Genomic DNA, 17426 nt, shown 5'->3' with positions numbered 1-17426 from the left:
AACGCAGGGCAACGACATGACCGCACGCACGCTGCTGCCGCACGACCTGCTGTGGCTCACCGACCCGCAGGCCTTCGCCGGTGCCAATGCGCTGCCTGCCTGGGCGACGGTCGAATGGCTGGCGCGCGCGCCGCTTGTCGTGCGGCGCGACCGCCTTGACGGTGCCCGCGTCCCGGTCGGGCTGCGCGGCACCACGCGCGCGCAGCGCCACGCGGCGTGGCTGCCCGATACGCAGGTGGCGCGCGTGGTGACGCCGGGCATGATCGCGCGGCAGGCGCGCTGGCGGGACCATCCGCGCCGCCGGGAATTGCCGGCGCTGGCCGCGCTCGCTCGCGTGGCGCCGCTGCTGGACGATGCGCAGGTGAACTGGGGCGTGACGGGCGGAGCCGGTTTCACGCTCGCCTCGGGCATCGATGTGCTGCATGCCGGCAGCGATCTCGATCTACTCGTCACCGCCACCGTGCCGCTTGCCACCGGCACCGAACGGGCGCTCACCGCCCTGCTCGACGCTACCGATACCCGCATCGACATCCAGGTATCCACGCCCTTCGGCGCCTTCGCGCTGCGCGAACGCGCACGCACGGGCGGCCGCGTGCTGCTCAAGACGGCAAACGGTCCCGTCATGAGCGAAGATCCATGGCACCCCCGGATTTGCATGGGCACGCCATGAGCACGCTGTTCACCTTCCCCGGCCAGGGCGCCCAGCGTCCCGGCATGCTGCACGCGCTGCCCGCTCATCCGACCGTGCGCGGCGCGCTCGACGAAGCCGGCGACGCACTCGGGCGCGATGCGCTCGCGCTCGACAGTGCCGCCGAACTCGCCTCCACCGTGGCCGTGCAGCTCAGCCTGCTTATCGCCGGCGTGGCCATGGCGCGCTGCCTGCTTGCCGAGGGAGCCAAACCCGATGCCGTGGCCGGCCTGTCGATCGGCGCCTATCCGGCCGCGGTGTGCGCGGGTGTGCTGGACTATGCCGATGCGCTCAGGCTGGTTGCGCTGCGCGGCCAGCTGATGGAGCAGGCGTATCCGGACGGCTATGGCATGACGGCGATCCTGGGCATAGAACTCGGCCCGCTGGAGCGCACGATCGCGCACGTGCACGGGCCAGCGTCGCCGGTCTACCTGGCCAACCTCAATGCGCCCGCCCAGTTCGTGATCGCGGGTGCCGCACCGGCCATGGCGCGCGTCGCGGAGCTGGCGATGGACAGCGGCGCGCATGCGGCCAAACCCATCGCCATCAGCGTGCCTTCGCACTGCGCCCTGCTCGACGGCGCGGCGGACGCGCTCGTTCATGCCTTCGCCGACGTGCGCCTCAACCGGCCGCGCCTGCGCTACTTCAGCGCCAGCGCGGCGCGCGAGCTGCGCGACCCCGCCCGCATCGGCGCCGACCTGGCGCGCAACCTCGCCGTGCCCGTTCGCTGGCACGAGACCATGCTGCTGGCGCGCGAATGCGGCGTGCGCCTTGCGGTGGAGATGCCGCCCGGCAATGTGCTGACGCGGCTGGCCGCGCCCCTGCTGTCCGACGGCATCGCCGTGGCCTGTGCCGACACGCGCATCGACAGCGTGGTGGCGCTCACGGCACGCGAAGCCCTGCGGGCGTCCTCCTGAGCCAGCGCTTCAGCCCAGCGGCAATGCCGTGCTGTACAGCACCTGCTTGAGCGCAAAACTCGAACGGATGCTGGACACACCGGGGATGCGCGTGATCTGGTCGATGATCAGCCGCTCCAGCGCTTCCACGTCGGCGACCACCACGCGCAGCAGGTAATCGGCATCGCCCGACATCAGGTAGCACTCCATCACCTGCGGCAAGGTGGTGATGCGCCGCTCGAAGGCATCGAGCGTTTCGCGGCGCTGCTTGTCCAGCGAGATCTGGATGAACACCACCACCTTCAGGCCGAGCCGGCGCGCATCCAGCAGCGTCACCCGGCGCGAGATCACGCCCTGTTTTTCCAGCTGCTTGACCCGCGCCAGGCACGGCGAGGGCGACAGGCTGACGCGGCTGGCCAGCTCCACATTGGTCAGGCTGGCGTCTCGCTGCAGCTCGTTGAGAATCCGGATATCCGTGGCGTCCAGGTCAATGTCCAGCACGTTGCGCCCCCACTTTTTCGAATAGCAGCATTCTATGCCGCAGCAACCGGGATTTGCAGTTGACTTCGGTTTTTGCTGCGGCGCAATAGACCGTAGACTTTCCAGCCTCCCCCACCCATCCGCGGCGGCGGGGCAATCTGGTCACGGAATCGAGTAGAAGCATGCAAGCACAACAAGGATGGCGCCGGTTTATTCCCCTCGCCTGCGCCGTGGCGATCTGGGGCGGCAACTGGCCGGTCATGAAGCTGGGCCTGACCCACGTCAGCCCGCTGTGGTTTGCCGCCGCGCGCTTTGTCTCGGCCGCCGCGATCAGCTTCCTGGTGCTGGGCGCCCTGCGCCGGCTGCGGCTGCCGACGCGGCAGGAGTGGCCGATGGTGATCGGCGTGGGCCTGCTGCAGATGGCGGCCTTCACCGCGCTGGCGCTGTGGGCGCTGCAGTACGTGCCGCCGGGCCGCGCCTCGGTGATTGCCTATGCCACCTCGGTCTGGGTGATTCCGCTGTCGTCGCTGGTGCTCAAGGAGCGGCTGTCGCGCCCGCAATGGATCGCCACCGGCCTGAGCTATGCCGGTATCGCGCTGATGATCGCGCCGGCGCTGCGCGACTGGCAGCTGCATACCGCCGTGGGCCTGGTGATGCTGCTCGGCTCGTCGCTGGCCTGGTCGCTCAGCATCATCCAGTTGCGCGCCAACCGCGCGGTGCGGCTGGGCGCCGACATGATCCCGTGGGAGACCGCGGTGGCCTCGGTGCCGCTGGTGCTGCTGGCGCTGCTGCCCGACGGCGCGCCGCACTTCCTGTCGATGCCCGAGATCTGGCCGCTGCTGTTCTACACCGGGCCGCTGGCCACCGCGCTGACCTTTATCGTGGTGCTCAACATGACGCAGACCCTGCCGCCCGCCGCGACCTCGATCGCCATGCTGTGCGTGCCGGTAATCGGGCTGGTGGTGTCGGCGGTGGCGTTCCAGGAGCGCATCTCGGCGGATCTTTCGGCCGGGCTCGCGCTGATCGCGCTGGGCGTCGCAACCTCCGCACTGGCGCCCTGGCTGGGGCGGCGCCTGCCATGGCGCAGCGCTTGATTTCCACCGGAGTTACAAGAAGACACAGTTGTATTGGCCCGCTAATACCTGACAACGGCGCGCCGCATTACAGTGGCGGCAACTACTAACCGGAGTCACCCGTGCGGAAACTTGCCACCCTTTGCGCCTTTGCCGCTGTCGCGGGCCTTGCTTCAAGCGCGGCCTTCGCGCGCGTGGACGTGGACATCGGCATCGGCCTGCCCGGCCCGGTGTTCGTCGCCCCTGCCCCGGTCTATCAGCCGGCTCCCGTCTACCAGCCGGCCCCGGTCTACCGCGCCGCGCCGGTCTACGAAGCGGCCCCGGTATATGTCGCGCCGCAGCCGGTCGTGGTGGCGGGGCCTGGCTACTACGGTCCCAGATACTATGGCCGCGGCGAGCGCGAATGGCGTGAACGCGAATGGCGCGAGCAGCGCTGGCGCGAACGCGAGCGCCATGAGCATGAGCACGAATGGCGCGACCGTGATCGCGACTGGCGCCGCTGATGGCGAGGACATGGCTGCTTCTGCTGGCACTGCTGCTATTGCGGCAAGTGCCTACGACACCGAGGCCAGCGGCAGATTCAGCAGCAGATTCTGCGGCTTCATCCTGAAGACGCCGGCCTCGTTCATCGCCGCGGCCAGATAGACCGGGCGGCCGGCAACGTCCGGCCTGACCACGGACGGATCGGCAAAATCCAGCCGGAACAGCGACAGGATGCGCCGTTGCCGCTCCGGTTCCAGTTCCACCCCCCGGTACAGGTCGTTGAGGATCTGCGTGGCCTGCGCGTCCAGCCCGATGTGCCAGGCCCAGCGGCGATCCTCGATCGCGCTCAAGGGCATCACCGTCACCTCCACCCCGAAGAAATGCCGCACCCACCGTGCTATCACGCGGCCGAACGCGCCCAGCGCCGCGCTGCCGCTGGCGAAGCGGATCACGGTGTCGTGGCGTTCATTGCGGGTCCAGTAAGCCTGGGCGTTGTCTCGATCCAGCACATCCAGTTCGACCTTGCGCGCCGGGATCTGCGCCTGCGCCAGCACGCGCCCCAGTTCGCCGTAGACGCTCCCCGATGCGTGCAGTTCGACCGTTTCGGCATCGGCCAGCATGACCGCGCCCTCCTGCAACGACACCTTCTGCGCGCGGGAGAACAGTTCCGCCGCGCGCCATTCCATCGGGTCGGGGTTGTCATGCAGGATGCCGCGCACGATCAGGTGCGCGAGCTGGTCGATAAAGACCGGCGGTACTGTCACGTTGCCTTGGCGAAAGATTTCCAGGTAAGCCGCCTCGACGGTGGGCGCCGCTAGCAGGCGCTCGCGCATGGCCAGCACCACGCCGTAGTTCTCGCGGGCATCGGCGTCCTCCAGCGCGGCGATCTCGCCTGCGGCCACCGGCCGCCGGGGATCCGCGATCAGCGCGGCGTGCAGCGCGCGCTCGGCGTCGCACGACGCCTCCACCGGTACCACTTCGGGACGGCACCACCACGTACGAAGCAAGTGATCGCCGGGGAGCAGCTTGCCGTCGCTGTCGCGGGCGGCGGGGTCGAAACCGGAATGGGGCCAGGCGTCGCGGGGCCAGGAAGCGGGCATGGTGAGCAGGGATACCGGGGCTGGAAGATCGCCCCAGTATCCCATAGGCGGAACCGGCTCAGCCCGCCGCGGCCGTCGCCGCCGCGCCGCCCTGGCTGGCGCGCACCGCTTGCGCCAGCCGCTCCACGCCTTGCACGATCTGCTCATCCGAAGCCGTGGCGAACGACAGCCGCAGCGCGCCCGAGCGCTGCCCGTCCACGCTGAAGCTGGCGCCCGGCACATACATCACCCGCGCTGCGATGGCATGCGGCAGCAGGCTCGCCGCATCGGCCACGCCTTCGATCTCGCACCACAGGAACATGCCGCCCTGCGGGGTTTCGCCGCGCAGCGCGGGGCCAAAGGCATCGGCCAGCGCCCGCACCATCAGGTCGCGCTTGTGGCGGTACAGGTCGATGATGCGCGCGGTCTGCCGGGCCAGCAGGCCGTCGGCGAGGCAGGTTGCCAGCGCCAGTTGCAGCCACGGCGACGTGCAGAGATCGGACACTTGCTTGGCGATCACGGCACGCCGCAGGATCTCGGCGGGCCCCGCCATCCAGCCCAGCCGGAGCCCGGGCGCCATGGTCTTGGAAAAACTGCCGAGGTAGATCACCCAGGGCGTCAGCGCGGGGTCCTGCGCGGCCAGCGACAACAGCGATGGCAGCGGTTCGCCGTCGAAACGCAGGCTGCCGTATGGATCGTCCTCCACCACCACGATGCGATGCTGCGCGGCGAGCGCCAGCAGCGCGCGGCGGCGCTCCAGCGCCAGCGTGCGGCCGCTCGGGTTGGCAAAAGTGGGCACCAGGTAAAGCAGCCGTGGCCGCTCCTCTTCACGGCAGTCAGCCAGCATGGCGGCAAGGGTCTGCACGCACAGCCCGCCCTGGTCGGACGGGATGCCGCGCACCGCGGCGCCGGCCAGCCGCAGCGCCTGCACGGCGGCGGGATAGGTCGGCGTCTCCACCCACACCGGCGTACCGGGCGCGACGAAGGCCTGCACCAGCAGCTCGAACCCTTGCTGCGAGCCCGATGTCACCGCGATCTGTTCGGGCGGCAGGGGGGCGCCGCGCCCGGCCATCAATGCCGACAACTCGCGACGCAGCGCTGGCATGCCTTCGGTCGGCCCGTATTGCAGGCATTGTGCCGGGTCGCTGGCCATGACCCTGGCCGCGGCGTCCTGCAGCGCGCCGGCATCGAAGCTGGCCGGGGAGGGATAGCCGCCGGCGAAGGAGATCATGCCCGGCAGGCTCATGTAGGGAAACAGTTCGCGGATGGGCGAGCCCTGCGGCTCCCGCATGGCGGGCGCGAAGGCGTACGGATGGACTGGCGTGCTCATGGAATGCAGGCGGAGAGAGGCAAAGGCGGGGCTGCGCGGCGTACGGCGAGAAATCTGGCCAGCCCCGCGCGGCAGCATGCGCGGGGCCCGGCGTGAGCCGCGCTCAGTCGACCGTGGCGCCGGACAGCTTGACGATCTCGCCCCACTTGCGGCGGTCGTTGCGGACCAGTTCGGCGAACGCCTCGGGCGTGTTCGGCGCCAGTTCGGCGCCCTGCTCGCGCAGCTTGGCCTGGATGGCGGGATCGCTGGTGGCGCGTGCCAGGTCGCGGCTGATCTTCTGCGCCAGCGCGGCGGGCAGGCCCTTGGGGGCGAACAGCCCGAACCACGGGCTGGCGTCGAAGCCCTCGACCGGACCGGCCGCCGCCACGGTAGGCACATTGGGCAGCGCCGCCGAACGGCCGGCGGAGGTCACGGCCAGCGCCTTGAGCTTGCCCGAGCGGACGAACTGGATCGACGCCGGCAGGTTGTCAAACATCACGTCAACGCTGCCGCCCATCAGGTCGGCCAGCGCCGGGCTGCTGCCCTTGTAGGCAACGTGGCTCATCTGCGTGCCGGTCATGCGCTGGAACAACTCGCCGGCCAGGTGGGTCGAGGTGCCGTTACCTGCCGAAGCCATGTTTACCTTGCCGGGATTGGCCTTCAGGTAAGTGATGAACTCCGCCAGCGTCTGCACGCGGGCGCGCTCGGCGAACGCCGGCGAAAGCACCACCACATTGGGCACCTTGGCGACCAGCGATACCGGCGTGAAGTCCGCCGCGGCGTCATAGGGCAGCTTCTTGTACAGCGTGGGATTGATGCCGAACTCGCCGACCGAACCCATCAGCAGCGTATAGCCGTCGGCCGGCGACTTGGCCGCCACGCCGGTGCCGACGATGCCGCCCGCGCCCGGACGGTTGTCCACCAGCACCGGCTGCTTCCACATCGCGGTGAGCTGGTCGCCGATCATGCGCGCCACCATGTCGGTGGTGCCGCCGGCCGGGTACGGCACGATGATTCGCACCGGCTTGTTGGGGAATTCTTCCGCGCTGGCCGTAGCCGCCGCGAGCAGGCCCATTGCAATGCCGCAATGGCTGATGATGCGAAGCAGTCGATTCATGCCGGTCTCCTCGTTTCCTTATGGTTGTGATGTCCCGTCTCGTGGTCCGTCTCTCGGGGGGCGGGGGACGCGGGAACCCAGGATGCTGGGCTCCCGGAGATCGGCATTTTTAGTCATCAACTTTTTTACATCAAGCGAGATTTGCGCATAGGATGATGACTTTTTTGCATCAGGTTGCAGTACCCATTCCCGCCAGGGGATTCCCACCAAAGCATTGAGACCATGAGCGCCTCCCGCATTCCCAGCCTGAGCAGCCTGCGCGCCTTCGAAGCCGCCGCCCGCCACCAGAACCTGCGCCGCGCCGCGGCGGAGCTATGCCTGAGCGAGAGCGCCGTCTCGCGCCAGATCGCCACGCTGGAGGGCCAGCTCGGCGTGGCGCTGTTCCATCGCGCCAACCAGCGCGTCAGCCTGACCCCGGCCGGTTCCCTGTACGGCGACCAGGTGCGGGAAAGCCTGCAGAAGCTGCAGCGCGATACGCTGGACATCATGGCGCACGAGGGTGTGGGCGGCATCGTGGAACTGGCGTGCGTGCCGACGCTGGCGGTGGAATGGCTGATTCCCCGGCTGCCCGCGTTCTATGCGCAGCATCCGCAGGTGGTGGTCAATTTCAGCGCGCAGGCGGATGTGTTCCTGTTCGATGGCACGCCCTATGACGCCGCCATCCACTACGGCGAGGCCAACTACCCTGGCGGGCGCGCCGATCCCCTGTTCGACGAGGAATCCGTGCCGATCTGCCATCCGGACTTCTTCGCCGGCGAGGCGCCGGTCAGCGCAGAGCGGATCGCGCAGGCGCCGCTGCTGCATCTCTCGACGCGGCGGCTCGACTGGAAGAACTGGATGGAAGCGGCAGGCGTCGGTGACGTCAACGCCATGCGCGGCACGCGCTACGACCACCATAGCATGGTGATCAGCGCCGCCCGCGCCAGGCTGGGCGTCGGCCTGGTGCCGCGTTTCCTGGTGGAGGAATACCTGGCGCTGGGCCTGCTGGTGATGCCGGTGGCGCAAGCCATGCGCTCGCAGCGCGCCTACTACCTCGTCGTGCCCGACTCGCGGCCCGTGAGCGACGCCATGTCGCGCCTGCGTACGTGGCTGCTGGCCGCGGCGCAGGATTTTGCGGCCCGCCAGGCAGAACGCCCGGAACAGCAAGCGACGATTAATCAAAAAATTTGAACATCAAATACGATACAGGGCCTCGCGCCAGATCAGTGCCAGATCTATCCTTTGTCACATGGAGACGCAACATGTTCTCCCGATTTCAACAAGACAAATAGATCATGAAAATCACCACCGCCCGCCTGCTCCTCGCTGCCGCCATCGCCGGCACCGCCCTGCTCTCGCTGAACTCCGCCTTTGCCGCCGGCACGCACGCCGGGGACGACTACGGCTACGTGCACCGCGCCACCGATGCCTACACCGACGGCGCGCGCAAGGTCGACGCCTTCAGCGACGGCGCCCGCACGGTATTCCAGGACTATCCATTCGGCTTCGCGGTATGAAGGGCGACGGCGGTGCGCACCGCCCCGTCCGGGACGCACTGACAGACAGCAGGAACGCATCATGACCATCAAAGACACTGCCCTGATCCTCGCCGGATGGATTGCCGCCTGCCTGGGCAGCGGCTACCTCGTGAGCTTCGCGGCGCAGGCACTGCAGCGCTGACAAGCGCGGCAGGCAATCGCCGCCATCCGCCCGTCATTGCTTCGCGCCAGCCGCCTCCAGTACATCCGTCAGCTTTCGGCCCGCATCGAGCGCCGCCGGAAAACCGCAGTACACCGCGCTGTGCACCACCAGTTCGCGCAATTCCTGCGGCGTCACGCCATTGGCCAGCGCCCCGCGCAAATGCCCGGTGAGCTCCTGCGGCCGGTTGAGCGCGATCAGCATCGACACCGTGGCCAGGCTGCGCTGCTTGCGGTCGAGCCCGTCGCGCGTCCACACCGTGCCCCAGGCGAATTCCGTCACCAGTTGCTGCAGGCCGACATCGCCCTGCTGTTGCGCGGCCTCGAAAGCGCGCTGCACGTATTGCGCCCCCATGACCTCCGAACGTACCTCCCGGCCGGCTTCGAAAGCCGGTGTCTGCGTATACGCGGTGGGATCTTGCTTGGCTTGCGTCATTTGCTGTTCTCCTTTGCCGTGGGCATGTGCACCGGCAGTCTGAACCGCGGCCGGCAACTTGTCCACGCGCCGGCTCTCCCTCAGGGCCCTTGCTCGTCGGGCTCCCGCGCAAAACCCTCCTCGCGGCGCGCGATGGCACTGGCCAGCCCGAATTCCCTGGCAAAGAGCACGATCAGCGCGAGCATGGCCAGCGCGCCGATTGCCAGCCGATAGTAGATCCACATGGCGGCAAGCCGGAAGAACCGGCAGAGCTTTCCTGTCTGCAGGGTAGGCTCCGGCACATCAAAAAGGCGCTTAGATGCCCGTGGCGCGGTGCAAAGAAGCCGTCAAAGCGGCAAGGGACGACATCGCCAAAGCGCGGAAAGATGCACGCAATTTGATCTGGATCCTGGCAAGGCCGGCACGCGGGTGCCATGATGGTCGCAGTGGCCGCCCCCAACACACATGCAGGCGCCGCCCTTTCCAACAACGATTGCAGCCATACCAGGAGATAGCCGCCATGACCAACATCGTGCTCGCCACCGACGGTTCGCCCTTTGCCGACGCAGCCGCCCGCTTTATCGTCGAAGGCAAGCTGCTGCAAAGCGGCTTTACCGTGCACGTGGTCCATGTGACGCCCGAAGTCACCGGCCAGGTGCGCGCCTTCGTCAGCAAGGACACCATCGACGCCTGGCACCAGGAAGAAAGCGAGAAAGCCATGAAATCCGTAGCGGACATCCTCGCCGCCGCGGGCATCGCCTTCGAGCAGCACGCACTGCACGGCTTCGCGCCGGAACGCATCGTCGGCTATGCCGCCAGCGTGGACGCGCGCGCCATCGTCATGGGCACGCACGGACGCGGCTCATTCTTCGATGCGGTGATTGGCTCGGTAGCGGGACGCGTGCTGGCGCACGCGCCGTGCCCGGTAGTGCTGGTGAAAGCACCGGGAAAGAAGTAAGGCCCGAAAGGCCGAAGGGTCGAGGACAGAAACGCCACCGCCCGATCAAGGATTCGGTGTAGCCGTGTGGAGCGCCCGATGGGCGGGCCACACCGTCCCGCGATGCGAAGCGAGCCGTGAAGGTGTACCAGGCCGTATGGGGCGCCTCGTCGGCAGGCAAAAAGAGCGGAAAAGAGGGACCCATGTCTGAGTATCGCCTTAAGGCGATGCGAGTTTGGGTCCCGGCCGCTCTTTTTGCCTGCCGACGAGGGGGTGTCGCCCCATCCGGCGCGCCTTTTTTGCCTACTTTTTTGGCAAGACAAAAAAGTAGGTCGCCGCCCCGCAGGGGTGGTGAAACTGCCTTTGACTTTAAGCCTTTAAGGCTTTAAGCCGTTGAAGTTAAGCGGTCAAACCCCAAACCCCCCTCATACCGGCCAAAGCGGCGCCTCATCCATCAAAGCCACCTGCTCCCGCAACTCCAGAATCCTGTCCTGCCAATACCGCGCACTCCCAAACCAAGGAAACGCCGCCGGAAAAGCAGGATCCCGCCACCGGCTGGCCAGCCAAGCGCTGTAATGCAGTAACCGCAGCGTCCGCAACGCCTCAACCAGATAAAGCTCCCGCGGCTGAAACTCCGCGAAATCCTCGTACCCGGCCAGGATATCCGCCATCTGCCCCTGCATGGCGGCACGATCGCCCTCCAGCAGCATCCACAGATCCTGCACCGCCGGCCCCATGCGGCTGTCGTCGAAGTCGACGAAATGCGGCCCGGGCGGGCGCGAGCCAGCCTGGGACTCTTCGATCCACAACACATTGCCGCGATGGCAATCGCCATGCAGGCGCAGCAGCGACACATCGCCGGCGCGCTCATAGCAACGGCGCACCCCCTCGATGGCCAGATCGGCGACGGCCTGCCAGGCCGGGCGCAGTTCCACCGGAATGCAGTCCTGCGCCAGCAGCCAGTCGCGCGGGGCCACGCCAAAGCTCTCCACGTCGATCGTGGGCCGCGCCTGGTAAGGGCGCGTGGCGCCGACCGCATGGATGCGGCCGATAAAGCGCCCGAGCCAAGTCAGCGTATCGGCCCGGTCCAGCTCCGGCTCGCGCCCGCCACAGCGGGGAAACACTGCGAAGCGAAAGCCGCCATGCGCCAGCAGCGTGGTGCCGTCGCGCGCGATGGCCGGCACCGCCGGAATCTCCGCGTCGGCCAGTTGCTGCACGAAGGCATGCTCTTCCAGGATGGCGGCGTCGCTCCAGCGGCCAGGCCGGTAGAACTTGACCACCACCGGCGCGCCGCCCTCGATCCCGACCTGGCAGACCCGGTTCTCGTAACTATTGAGCGCCAGCAGGCGGCCGTCGGGTTCGAAACCGGCGGCCTCCATGGCGTCGAGCATCAGGTCCGGCGTGAGGGTGGCATACGGGACACCACCGTCATCGGCGAGCGCATCGCCATCGCCGGGAACCGGAAGGTCATGACCAGGGCTGGACATTGCGTGCGGCCGCCTCGATGCTGATCAGCGCGTGGGCTTGGCGCGCTGGCCGCCCAGCAACGCGGCTTGCGGCGCCGGACGGCGGCCGCGCGGGGCGGCATCCTGTCCGGTGCGCGACTGCGCTGCGTGGCTGTTGCCATTGGCACTGCCGCCGGCGCGATTGCCGTTGACGTCGCTAGCGCGGCTGCGGCTGCCATTGCCGCCGGCGCGGTTGCCGTCGACATCACCATTGCGATTGCCGTTGCCGGCGGCGCGGTTGCCGTTCACCTGGCCGTTGCGCGGGCTGCCTTGCCCGGCCGCGGCCGGACGGCCGCTGCCCTGGCCAGCGCGCTGGCCCTGGGCCTGCGGCGCGCGGCGTTCGCCATCGGCAGGCGCCGGGCCGCGGCCTTGCGGGGCGCGGGCCGGACGTTGCTGACGCTCGCCGGCTTCCGCCGCCGGTGCCCGGCCGCGCGGCTGGCCACCGCCGGCAGGCGCGCCACGGCCGCGGCCTCCGCCATTGCCCTGGCCCTGGCCCTGGCCCTGGCCCTGGCCGCGGGCCTGACGGCCCTTCTGGATCGGTTCGGCCGGGATGCTCGGATCGACCTCGAAGCCCGGCAGGATGGTTTGTTCGATCTGGCGCTTGATCAGCCGCTCGATGTCGCGCAGCAAGGCGGTTTCATCCACGCAGACCAGCGAGATCGCCTCGCCCTCGGCGCCGGCGCGGCCGGTGCGGCCGATACGGTGCACGTAGTCTTCGGGCACGTTGGGCAGGTCGTAGTTGACCACGTGCGGCAGCTGGTCGATGTCGATGCCGCGCGCGGCGATATCGGTGGCCACCAGCAGGCGCAGCGTGCCGGCCTTGAACTCGGTCAGCGCGCGCGTGCGGGCCGACTGGCTCTTGTTGCCGTGGATCGCCAGCGCCGACAGGCCTTCCTTGTCGAGCTGCTCGGCCAGGCGGTTGGCGCCGTGCTTGGTGCGGGTGAACACCAGCACCTGGTGCCAGTCATTCTCGCGCACCAGGTGGGCCAGCAGTTCGCGCTTGCGCTCGCGGTCCACCGGGTAGACGCGCTGCGCCACGGTCTCGGCCGTGGTGTTGCGGCGCGCGACTTCGATGGAAGCGGGATTGTCGAGCAGACGGTCGGCCAGGCCACGGATCTCGTCGGAGAAGGTGGCCGAGAACAGCAGGTTCTGGCGCTTCGGCGGCAGGACGTTGAGGATCTTGCGGATGTCGTGGATAAAGCCCATGTCCAGCATGCGATCGGCTTCGTCCAGCACCAGCATTTCCACGTGCGAGAGGTCGATGGTGCGTTGCGACAGATGGTCGAGCAGGCGGCCAGGCGTGGCCACCACGATATCGACACCGCGCTTGAGTTGTTCGATCTGCGGGTTGATGCCCACGCCGCCGAACATCACCATCGAACGCAGCTTGAGGTACTTGCCGTAGTTACGGACGCTTTCCTCGACCTGGGCCGCCAGTTCGCGGGTGGGGGTCAGGACCAGCGCACGCACCGGCAGGCGCTGTCCGCGCGCGGGTTCGCGGGCAGCCGGGGATTCGGACAGCAGTTGCAGCAGCGGCAGCGTGAAGCCGGCCGTCTTGCCGGTGCCGGTCTGCGCGCCGGCAAGCAGGTCGCCCCCCTTGAGGATGGCGGGAATCGCCTGCGCTTGAATCGGAGTCGGCGTGGTATAGCCCTGTTCGGCCACGGCACGCATAAGCTTGTCGGACAAGCCAAGATCGGAAAAAGACATGAATTGACGCTTCGGCCGCCCTTTGCGCATGTGGTGCGCCAATCGCGGGGGCGACGTGAGTGAGAAAACCGAAAACCGGAAAAGAGCGACCGGCGAAACGAGGCGACTGCCCCCGCTTCTTTAGGAGGAAAGGCCGCTAGTGTACCAGCCTGGCGCTATCCCGCGCGCCAGGCGCCCCGATGGGCCCGATGGGTCCGGGTGGCGCTGCGCTATCATGGCGGCCAGCCACGCCCTGGTCCCGCCTGGCCGTGCCCCCCCGCGGGCACGGGCACGCCCGGCCCGGCTCCATCCTCCCCCCCGGATGACGTCACGATGCGGTTCAGGTTCATCGAAGACCAGGAAGTCACTCTCTTTACAGCCATCCCGGTAGGGATCGCCGCTGCCATCGTCACCACCCTGTTCAAGGAAGCGCTGGACGCCAGCGGCTATGTGATGTTTGGCACGCATGCGGATATCGTCACCGTGTTTGCCGGGCTGGCGCTGGCCTGGCGGGTGCTGATCCCGGCCCTCGGTGGCGTGGTCGCGGGCTTGCTGCTGACCGCCGCGGCCAGGCTCAATGCGGCACAGCCCGGCGTTTCCGACTATATGGAAGCAGTCGCCAGCGGCACGGGGCGGCTGCCGGTACGCATCACATTGCTGCGCGCGCTGTCGTCGTTCTGCTCCATCGTCACCGGCAGCTCGGTCGGTAAAGAGGGCGCGATGATCCAGCTTGCCGCGCTGTGCGGCTCGCTGTTTCCGTCGGCGCGCGGCAGAGCCGGTCCCGATGGCGACACCAACCTGCGGCGCATGCTCACGGCCTGCGCCGCGGCCGCGGGGCTGGCCTCCGTGTATCACACGCCGCTGTCGGCCGCGGTCTTTGTCGCCGAGGTGGTGTTCGGCGCGGTGGCGGTGCAGCGCCTGATGCCGCTGTTCCTGGCCTCGGTGGCGGGCACCGTGGTCAGCCAGCTGCACGGCGGCCTGCAACCGCTGTACCCGGGCCTGAACGTGCCGTCCGACATGCTGCACGCGCCGATGCTGCTCGCCGCCGTGCTGCTGGGCGTGCTGGCCGGCGTCGCGGGCGCCCTCTTCATGCGCGCCTCCAGTCTGGCCAAGGGCGCCTTCGCCCGCTTGCCGGGCGGCATGGTGCCGCGCCTGGCGCTGGGCGGCGCCCTGGTGGGCGTGCTGGCGATCTGGGTGCCCGAGGTGGTGGGCAATGGCTACTACACCATCCAGTCGATCCTGATGGCGCATCCCCTGAGCGTGTCGCTGGCGGCCGTGCTGCTGGCCAAGCTGCTGGCCACCGTGCTCAGCATGGGCTCTGGCGCGGTGGGCGGCGTGTTCACCCCTTCGCTGTTCGTGGGTGCCGCGCTCGGGCAATTGCTGGCGCCCGCCGTGCCGGGGGGCAGCGGCGCGCCGCTGCTGCCGCTGGTGGGCATGTGCGCCTTCCTGGCCGCCACCAGCCAGGCGCCGCTGATGTCGGTGCTGATGGTGTTCGAGATGACGCTGGCGCCAGCGTTGTTGCTGCCCGGCATGATCGGCGCGGCGGCGGCCTACTACACCGCCTCACGCTGCCAGACCTTGTCCTTGTACAGCGTGGTGGCCGAGCGTACGCAAGCCTCGGCCGCTGCGGACCGCGCGCGGGCGCTTACGCTGGCCGGGCTGTGCGAGCCCACCGACACCATGATCGGCCCGGACGCGACGCTGGAACAAGCCAGCGACAAGTTCGCCGAGACCGGCACGCGCTACCTGTATATGGTGGCGCCCAATGGCTACCTGCTGGGCGCGCTGTCGATCCACGCCGTGCAGCGCGCGCTGCGCGAGCAGCCGGATGCCGACCTGCTTACGCTGTGCGAACGCGATTTCCCCACGCTCACACCGGAGTCGCGCCTGCCCGAAGCATTGAGCCTGTTCACCCATCACGCACTCAACCGCATCCCGGTGATCCGCGATAACGGCGGGCGCGAACTGATGGGGACGGTCTCAAAGCGGCGTGTGCTGCAGGAAGCATCCGGACTGTTCTAGGCCAGCGCGGGCGGCGGGCGACCGGGTAGAATATCGGGTTGCCCGGCCTGCGCCACGCACGCCGCGCCCGTCCGCCAGGCGCGGCGGCACGGTGCGCGTAGACTTGGCTGGTGCGCCGCTTGCCGCGGACAACCCGCATCGCCTTCGTTTCCCGAACCGTTTTTCGCCGGAGCCTCCATGTCAGCCAATCGTGCCGCGCGCCCTGCCCTGTTCCTGCGGGCAACCCTGCTTGCCGCATCGCTCGCCACATGCGCCGTGCTGCTGCCGGCAACGGCACAGGCGCAGCAGCCGTTGCGGGTGATCCCGGCCGACGCGGCGAAAGCCAGGCTGGTGCTCGCCGCGCCGTCGCCCGGCGCGCCGCAATCGGCAACGCTGGACGGCAAGACCGTTGGCGTGGCGCCCGGCCTGCGGCTGTTCGGCACCGACAACCAGTTGCTGCCCATCGCGGCGGTGGCCGGCCAGAAGCTGCCGGTGCGGTTCAAGCTCGACCTCTACGGCCAGTTGCTGACGGCCTGGGTGCTGAGCGAGCAGGAACAGAAAACCGCGCAATGATCGTCGTCCGGGCCGCGGCAACGTGCCGTGGCTCCCGGATTTGTTGAGTCCCCATAAAACCCTGATGCCCCCAGGTCAACCACTGAGATCGGCACCATGAAAAAAGTCTTCGTCAAAACCTACGGCTGTCAGATGAACGAGTACGACTCGGACAAGATGGTCGACGTGCTCCACGCCGCCGAAGGCCTGGAAAAGACAGACAACCCCGAAGATGCGGACGTGATCCTCTTCAACACCTGCTCGGTGCGCGAAAAAGCGCAGGAGAAGGTGTTCTCCGAACTCGGCCGCATGAAGGCGCTCAAGGCGCTCAAGCCCGATCTGGTGATCGGCGTGGGCGGTTGCGTGGCGAGCCAGGAAGGCGCCGCCATCGTCAAGCGCGCGCCTTATGTCGATGTGGTGTTCGGCCCGCAGACGCTGCACCGCCTGCCCGCCATGATCGACCGCAGCCGCCAGACCGGCCATTCGCAGGTGGACATCTCCTTCCCCGAGATCGAGAAGTTCGACCACCTGCCGCCGGCGCGGGTCGAAGGCCCGAGCGCCTTTGTCTCGATCATGGAAGGCTGCTCCAAGTACTGCAGCTACTGCGTGGTGCCTTACACCCGCGGCGAGGAAGTCTCGCGCCCGTTCGAGGACGTGCTGGCCGAGGTCGCCGGGCTGGCCGGGCAAGGCGTGCGCGAAGTCACGCTGCTGGGGCAGAACGTCAACGCGTACCGCGGCGCCATGGGCGACACCAGCGAGATCGCCGACTTCGCGCTGCTGATCGAGTACGTGGCCGAGATCCCCGGCATCGAGCGGATCCGCTACACCACCAGCCACCCGAAGGAATTCACGCCGCGACTGATCGAGCTGTACGAGCGCTGCCCGAAGCTGGTCAACCACCTGCACCTGCCGGTGCAACATGCGTCCGACCGCATCCTGATGGCCATGAAGCGCGGCTACAGCGTGCTGGAGTACAAGAGCATCATCCGCAAGCTGCGCGCGCTGCGCCCGGACATGTCGCTGTCGTCGGACTTCATCATCGGCTTCCCCGGCGAGACCGAGGCGGACTTCGACAAGCTGATGGCGATGATCGAGGAGATCGGCTACGACACCTCCTTCTCCTTTATCTTCAGCCCGCGCCCCGGCACGCCGGCGGCCAACCTAGCCGACGACACGCCGCACGAGGTCAAGCTGCGGCGCCTGCAGCACCTGCAAGCCACTATCGAGGAAAACGTGCAGCGCATCAGCAAAGGCATGGTTGGCTCGGTCCAGCGCATCCTGGTGGAAGGCCCGGCGCGCAAGGACCCGACCGAGCTGCACGGCCGCACCGAGAACAACCGCGTGGTGAATTTCGCGCTGCCGGGCGTGCCCCAGGACCGCCGCGACCGCATGGTCGGCGAGATGGTGGACGTGGCCATCACCGAAGCCTTCCCGCACTCGCTGCGCGGCGAAATCGTAGTGCGCCAGTAATCCAGGCCGGGTTGCGCCTGCCGGCCGCCGCCGGCGGGTGCAACGCAAGAAGCCGCCAC

The 17426-nt window shown here is 68.3% G+C and carries 18 protein-coding genes; 10 read left to right on the top strand and 8 right to left on the bottom strand.

The features are described 5' to 3' along the window. The first annotated feature begins 16 nt into the window (after positions 1-16). Together ACZY0R_RS18480 and mdcH are read left to right on the top strand one after the other, a co-directional pair. On the top strand, positions 17-670 hold the full coding sequence (locus tag ACZY0R_RS18480) for a malonate decarboxylase holo-ACP synthase (RefSeq protein WP_488860193.1): 654 nt from the start codon (positions 17-19) through the stop codon (positions 668-670). Then, the gene (gene mdcH, locus ACZY0R_RS18475) at positions 667-1605 is read left to right on the top strand and encodes a malonate decarboxylase subunit epsilon (protein WP_488866028.1); all 939 of its coding nucleotides are present in this window, start codon (positions 667-669) and stop codon (positions 1603-1605) included. Before ACZY0R_RS18480 ends, mdcH begins: the two co-directional genes overlap by 4 nt. Before the next feature lie 9 nt (positions 1606-1614). On the opposite strand, the gene ACZY0R_RS18470 is transcribed toward mdcH, so the two are convergent. Continuing rightward, positions 1615-2085, bottom strand: a complete 471-nt coding sequence (locus tag ACZY0R_RS18470) for an Lrp/AsnC family transcriptional regulator (protein WP_006158020.1) — start codon at positions 2083-2085, stop codon at positions 1615-1617. A 161-nt stretch (positions 2086-2246) separates the two neighbouring features. Here ACZY0R_RS18470 and ACZY0R_RS18465 point away from each other — a divergent pair, with 161 nt between their 5' ends. Together ACZY0R_RS18465 and ACZY0R_RS18460 are read left to right on the top strand one after the other, a co-directional pair. Further along, positions 2247-3158, top strand: coding sequence for a DMT family transporter (locus ACZY0R_RS18465; protein WP_488860190.1), 912 nt, complete (start codon positions 2247-2249; stop codon positions 3156-3158). A gap of 101 nt (positions 3159-3259) precedes the next feature. Continuing rightward, complete coding sequence (locus ACZY0R_RS18460) at positions 3260-3640, top strand: hypothetical protein (protein ID WP_045237288.1); 381 nt, start codon at positions 3260-3262, stop codon at positions 3638-3640. 51 nt (positions 3641-3691) lie between these two features. Here the strand turns inward: ACZY0R_RS18460 and ACZY0R_RS18455 are convergent, their stop codons facing one another. The 3 genes from ACZY0R_RS18455 to ACZY0R_RS18445 all read right to left on the bottom strand — a co-directional run bounded on the left by ACZY0R_RS18455 (position 3692) and on the right by ACZY0R_RS18445 (position 7083). Next, positions 3692-4720, bottom strand: a complete 1029-nt coding sequence (locus ACZY0R_RS18455; RefSeq protein ID WP_488860188.1) for a DUF6352 family protein — start codon at positions 4718-4720, stop codon at positions 3692-3694. A 58-nt stretch (positions 4721-4778) separates the two neighbouring features. Continuing rightward, the gene (locus ACZY0R_RS18450; RefSeq protein WP_488860186.1) at positions 4779-6029 is read right to left on the bottom strand and encodes an aminotransferase-like domain-containing protein; all 1251 of its coding nucleotides are present in this window, start codon (positions 6027-6029) and stop codon (positions 4779-4781) included. A 103-nt stretch (positions 6030-6132) separates the two neighbouring features. Continuing rightward, positions 6133-7083: a Bug family tripartite tricarboxylate transporter substrate binding protein gene (locus ACZY0R_RS18445; protein WP_488866026.1), complete on the bottom strand. Its 951-nt coding sequence runs from the start codon at positions 7081-7083 to the stop codon at positions 6133-6135. A gap of 264 nt (positions 7084-7347) precedes the next feature. Between ACZY0R_RS18445 and ACZY0R_RS18440 the strand changes: the two genes are divergently transcribed. Both ACZY0R_RS18440 and ACZY0R_RS18435 read left to right on the top strand, forming a co-directional pair. Continuing rightward, on the top strand, positions 7348-8295 hold the full coding sequence (locus tag ACZY0R_RS18440; RefSeq protein ID WP_488860184.1) for a LysR substrate-binding domain-containing protein: 948 nt from the start codon (positions 7348-7350) through the stop codon (positions 8293-8295). Positions 8296-8399: 104 nt separating this feature from the next. Then, complete coding sequence (locus ACZY0R_RS18435) at positions 8400-8621, top strand: hypothetical protein (protein ID WP_488860182.1); 222 nt, start codon at positions 8400-8402, stop codon at positions 8619-8621. Positions 8622-8817: 196 nt separating this feature from the next. Here the strand turns inward: ACZY0R_RS18435 and ACZY0R_RS18430 are convergent, their stop codons facing one another. Together ACZY0R_RS18430 and ACZY0R_RS18425 are read right to left on the bottom strand one after the other, a co-directional pair. Beyond that, a complete protein-coding gene (locus tag ACZY0R_RS18430) occupies positions 8818-9237 on the bottom strand; it encodes a carboxymuconolactone decarboxylase family protein (protein WP_488860180.1) in 420 nt (139 codons plus the stop codon). Between the two features lie 80 nt (positions 9238-9317). Further along, positions 9318-9461: a hypothetical protein gene (locus ACZY0R_RS18425; protein ID WP_200876788.1), complete on the bottom strand. Its 144-nt coding sequence runs from the start codon at positions 9459-9461 to the stop codon at positions 9318-9320. 275 nt (positions 9462-9736) lie between these two features. On the opposite strand from ACZY0R_RS18425, the gene ACZY0R_RS18420 reads away from it, so the two are divergent. Next, the gene (locus tag ACZY0R_RS18420) at positions 9737-10174 is read left to right on the top strand and encodes a universal stress protein (protein WP_035869485.1); all 438 of its coding nucleotides are present in this window, start codon (positions 9737-9739) and stop codon (positions 10172-10174) included. Positions 10175-10578: 404 nt separating this feature from the next. Here the strand turns inward: ACZY0R_RS18420 and ACZY0R_RS18415 are convergent, their stop codons facing one another. Together ACZY0R_RS18415 and ACZY0R_RS18410 are read right to left on the bottom strand one after the other, a co-directional pair. Beyond that, a complete protein-coding gene (locus ACZY0R_RS18415) occupies positions 10579-11640 on the bottom strand; it encodes a serine/threonine protein kinase (RefSeq protein WP_488860177.1) in 1062 nt (353 codons plus the stop codon). A 24-nt stretch (positions 11641-11664) separates the two neighbouring features. Beyond that, entirely contained in the window at positions 11665-13365 is a 1701-nt protein-coding gene (locus tag ACZY0R_RS18410) for a DEAD/DEAH box helicase (RefSeq protein WP_488860175.1), read from the bottom strand. A 312-nt stretch (positions 13366-13677) separates the two neighbouring features. Between ACZY0R_RS18410 and ACZY0R_RS18405 the strand changes: the two genes are divergently transcribed. The 3 genes from ACZY0R_RS18405 to miaB all read left to right on the top strand — a co-directional run bounded on the left by ACZY0R_RS18405 (position 13678) and on the right by miaB (position 17367). After that, on the top strand, positions 13678-15366 hold the full coding sequence (locus ACZY0R_RS18405; RefSeq protein WP_488860173.1) for a ClcB-like voltage-gated chloride channel protein: 1689 nt from the start codon (positions 13678-13680) through the stop codon (positions 15364-15366). Positions 15367-15543: 177 nt separating this feature from the next. Then, entirely contained in the window at positions 15544-15918 is a 375-nt protein-coding gene (locus ACZY0R_RS18400) for a hypothetical protein (protein ID WP_488860171.1), read from the top strand. A 96-nt stretch (positions 15919-16014) separates the two neighbouring features. Then, on the top strand, positions 16015-17367 hold the full coding sequence (gene miaB, locus ACZY0R_RS18395) for a tRNA (N6-isopentenyl adenosine(37)-C2)-methylthiotransferase MiaB (RefSeq protein WP_035868040.1): 1353 nt from the start codon (positions 16015-16017) through the stop codon (positions 17365-17367). The last annotated feature ends 59 nt before the right edge of the window (positions 17368-17426 follow it).

This window comes from Cupriavidus sp. F041 (assembly GCF_057814235.1).
The sequence above is the reverse complement of the archived record's forward strand: the minus strand, read 5'-3'. Positions and strand labels throughout refer to the sequence as shown.

Coding starts and splice junctions, on each gene's coding strand:
- ACZY0R_RS18480 (WP_488860193.1), top strand. CDS start 17: ATGACCGCACGCACGCTGCTGCCGCACGACCTGCTGTGGCTCACCGAC.
- mdcH (WP_488866028.1), top strand. CDS start 667: ATGAGCACGCTGTTCACCTTCCCCGGCCAGGGCGCCCAGCGTCCCGGC.
- ACZY0R_RS18465 (WP_488860190.1), top strand. CDS start 2,247: ATGCAAGCACAACAAGGATGGCGCCGGTTTATTCCCCTCGCCTGCGCC.
- ACZY0R_RS18455 (WP_488860188.1), bottom strand. CDS start 4,720: ATGCCCGCTTCCTGGCCCCGCGACGCCTGGCCCCATTCCGGTTTCGAC.
- ACZY0R_RS18450 (WP_488860186.1), bottom strand. CDS start 6,029: ATGAGCACGCCAGTCCATCCGTACGCCTTCGCGCCCGCCATGCGGGAG.
- ACZY0R_RS18445 (WP_488866026.1), bottom strand. CDS start 7,083: ATGGGCCTGCTCGCGGCGGCTACGGCCAGCGCGGAAGAATTCCCCAAC.
- ACZY0R_RS18440 (WP_488860184.1), top strand. CDS start 7,348: ATGAGCGCCTCCCGCATTCCCAGCCTGAGCAGCCTGCGCGCCTTCGAA.
- ACZY0R_RS18435 (WP_488860182.1), top strand. CDS start 8,400: ATGAAAATCACCACCGCCCGCCTGCTCCTCGCTGCCGCCATCGCCGGC.
- ACZY0R_RS18430 (WP_488860180.1), bottom strand. CDS start 9,237: ATGACGCAAGCCAAGCAAGATCCCACCGCGTATACGCAGACACCGGCT.
- ACZY0R_RS18425 (WP_200876788.1), bottom strand. CDS start 9,461: ATGTGGATCTACTATCGGCTGGCAATCGGCGCGCTGGCCATGCTCGCG.
- ACZY0R_RS18420 (WP_035869485.1), top strand. CDS start 9,737: ATGACCAACATCGTGCTCGCCACCGACGGTTCGCCCTTTGCCGACGCA.
- ACZY0R_RS18415 (WP_488860177.1), bottom strand. CDS start 11,640: ATGTCCAGCCCTGGTCATGACCTTCCGGTTCCCGGCGATGGCGATGCG.
- ACZY0R_RS18410 (WP_488860175.1), bottom strand. CDS start 13,365: ATGTCTTTTTCCGATCTTGGCTTGTCCGACAAGCTTATGCGTGCCGTG.
- ACZY0R_RS18405 (WP_488860173.1), top strand. CDS start 13,678: ATGCGGTTCAGGTTCATCGAAGACCAGGAAGTCACTCTCTTTACAGCC.
- ACZY0R_RS18400 (WP_488860171.1), top strand. CDS start 15,544: ATGTCAGCCAATCGTGCCGCGCGCCCTGCCCTGTTCCTGCGGGCAACC.
- miaB (WP_035868040.1), top strand. CDS start 16,015: ATGAAAAAAGTCTTCGTCAAAACCTACGGCTGTCAGATGAACGAGTAC.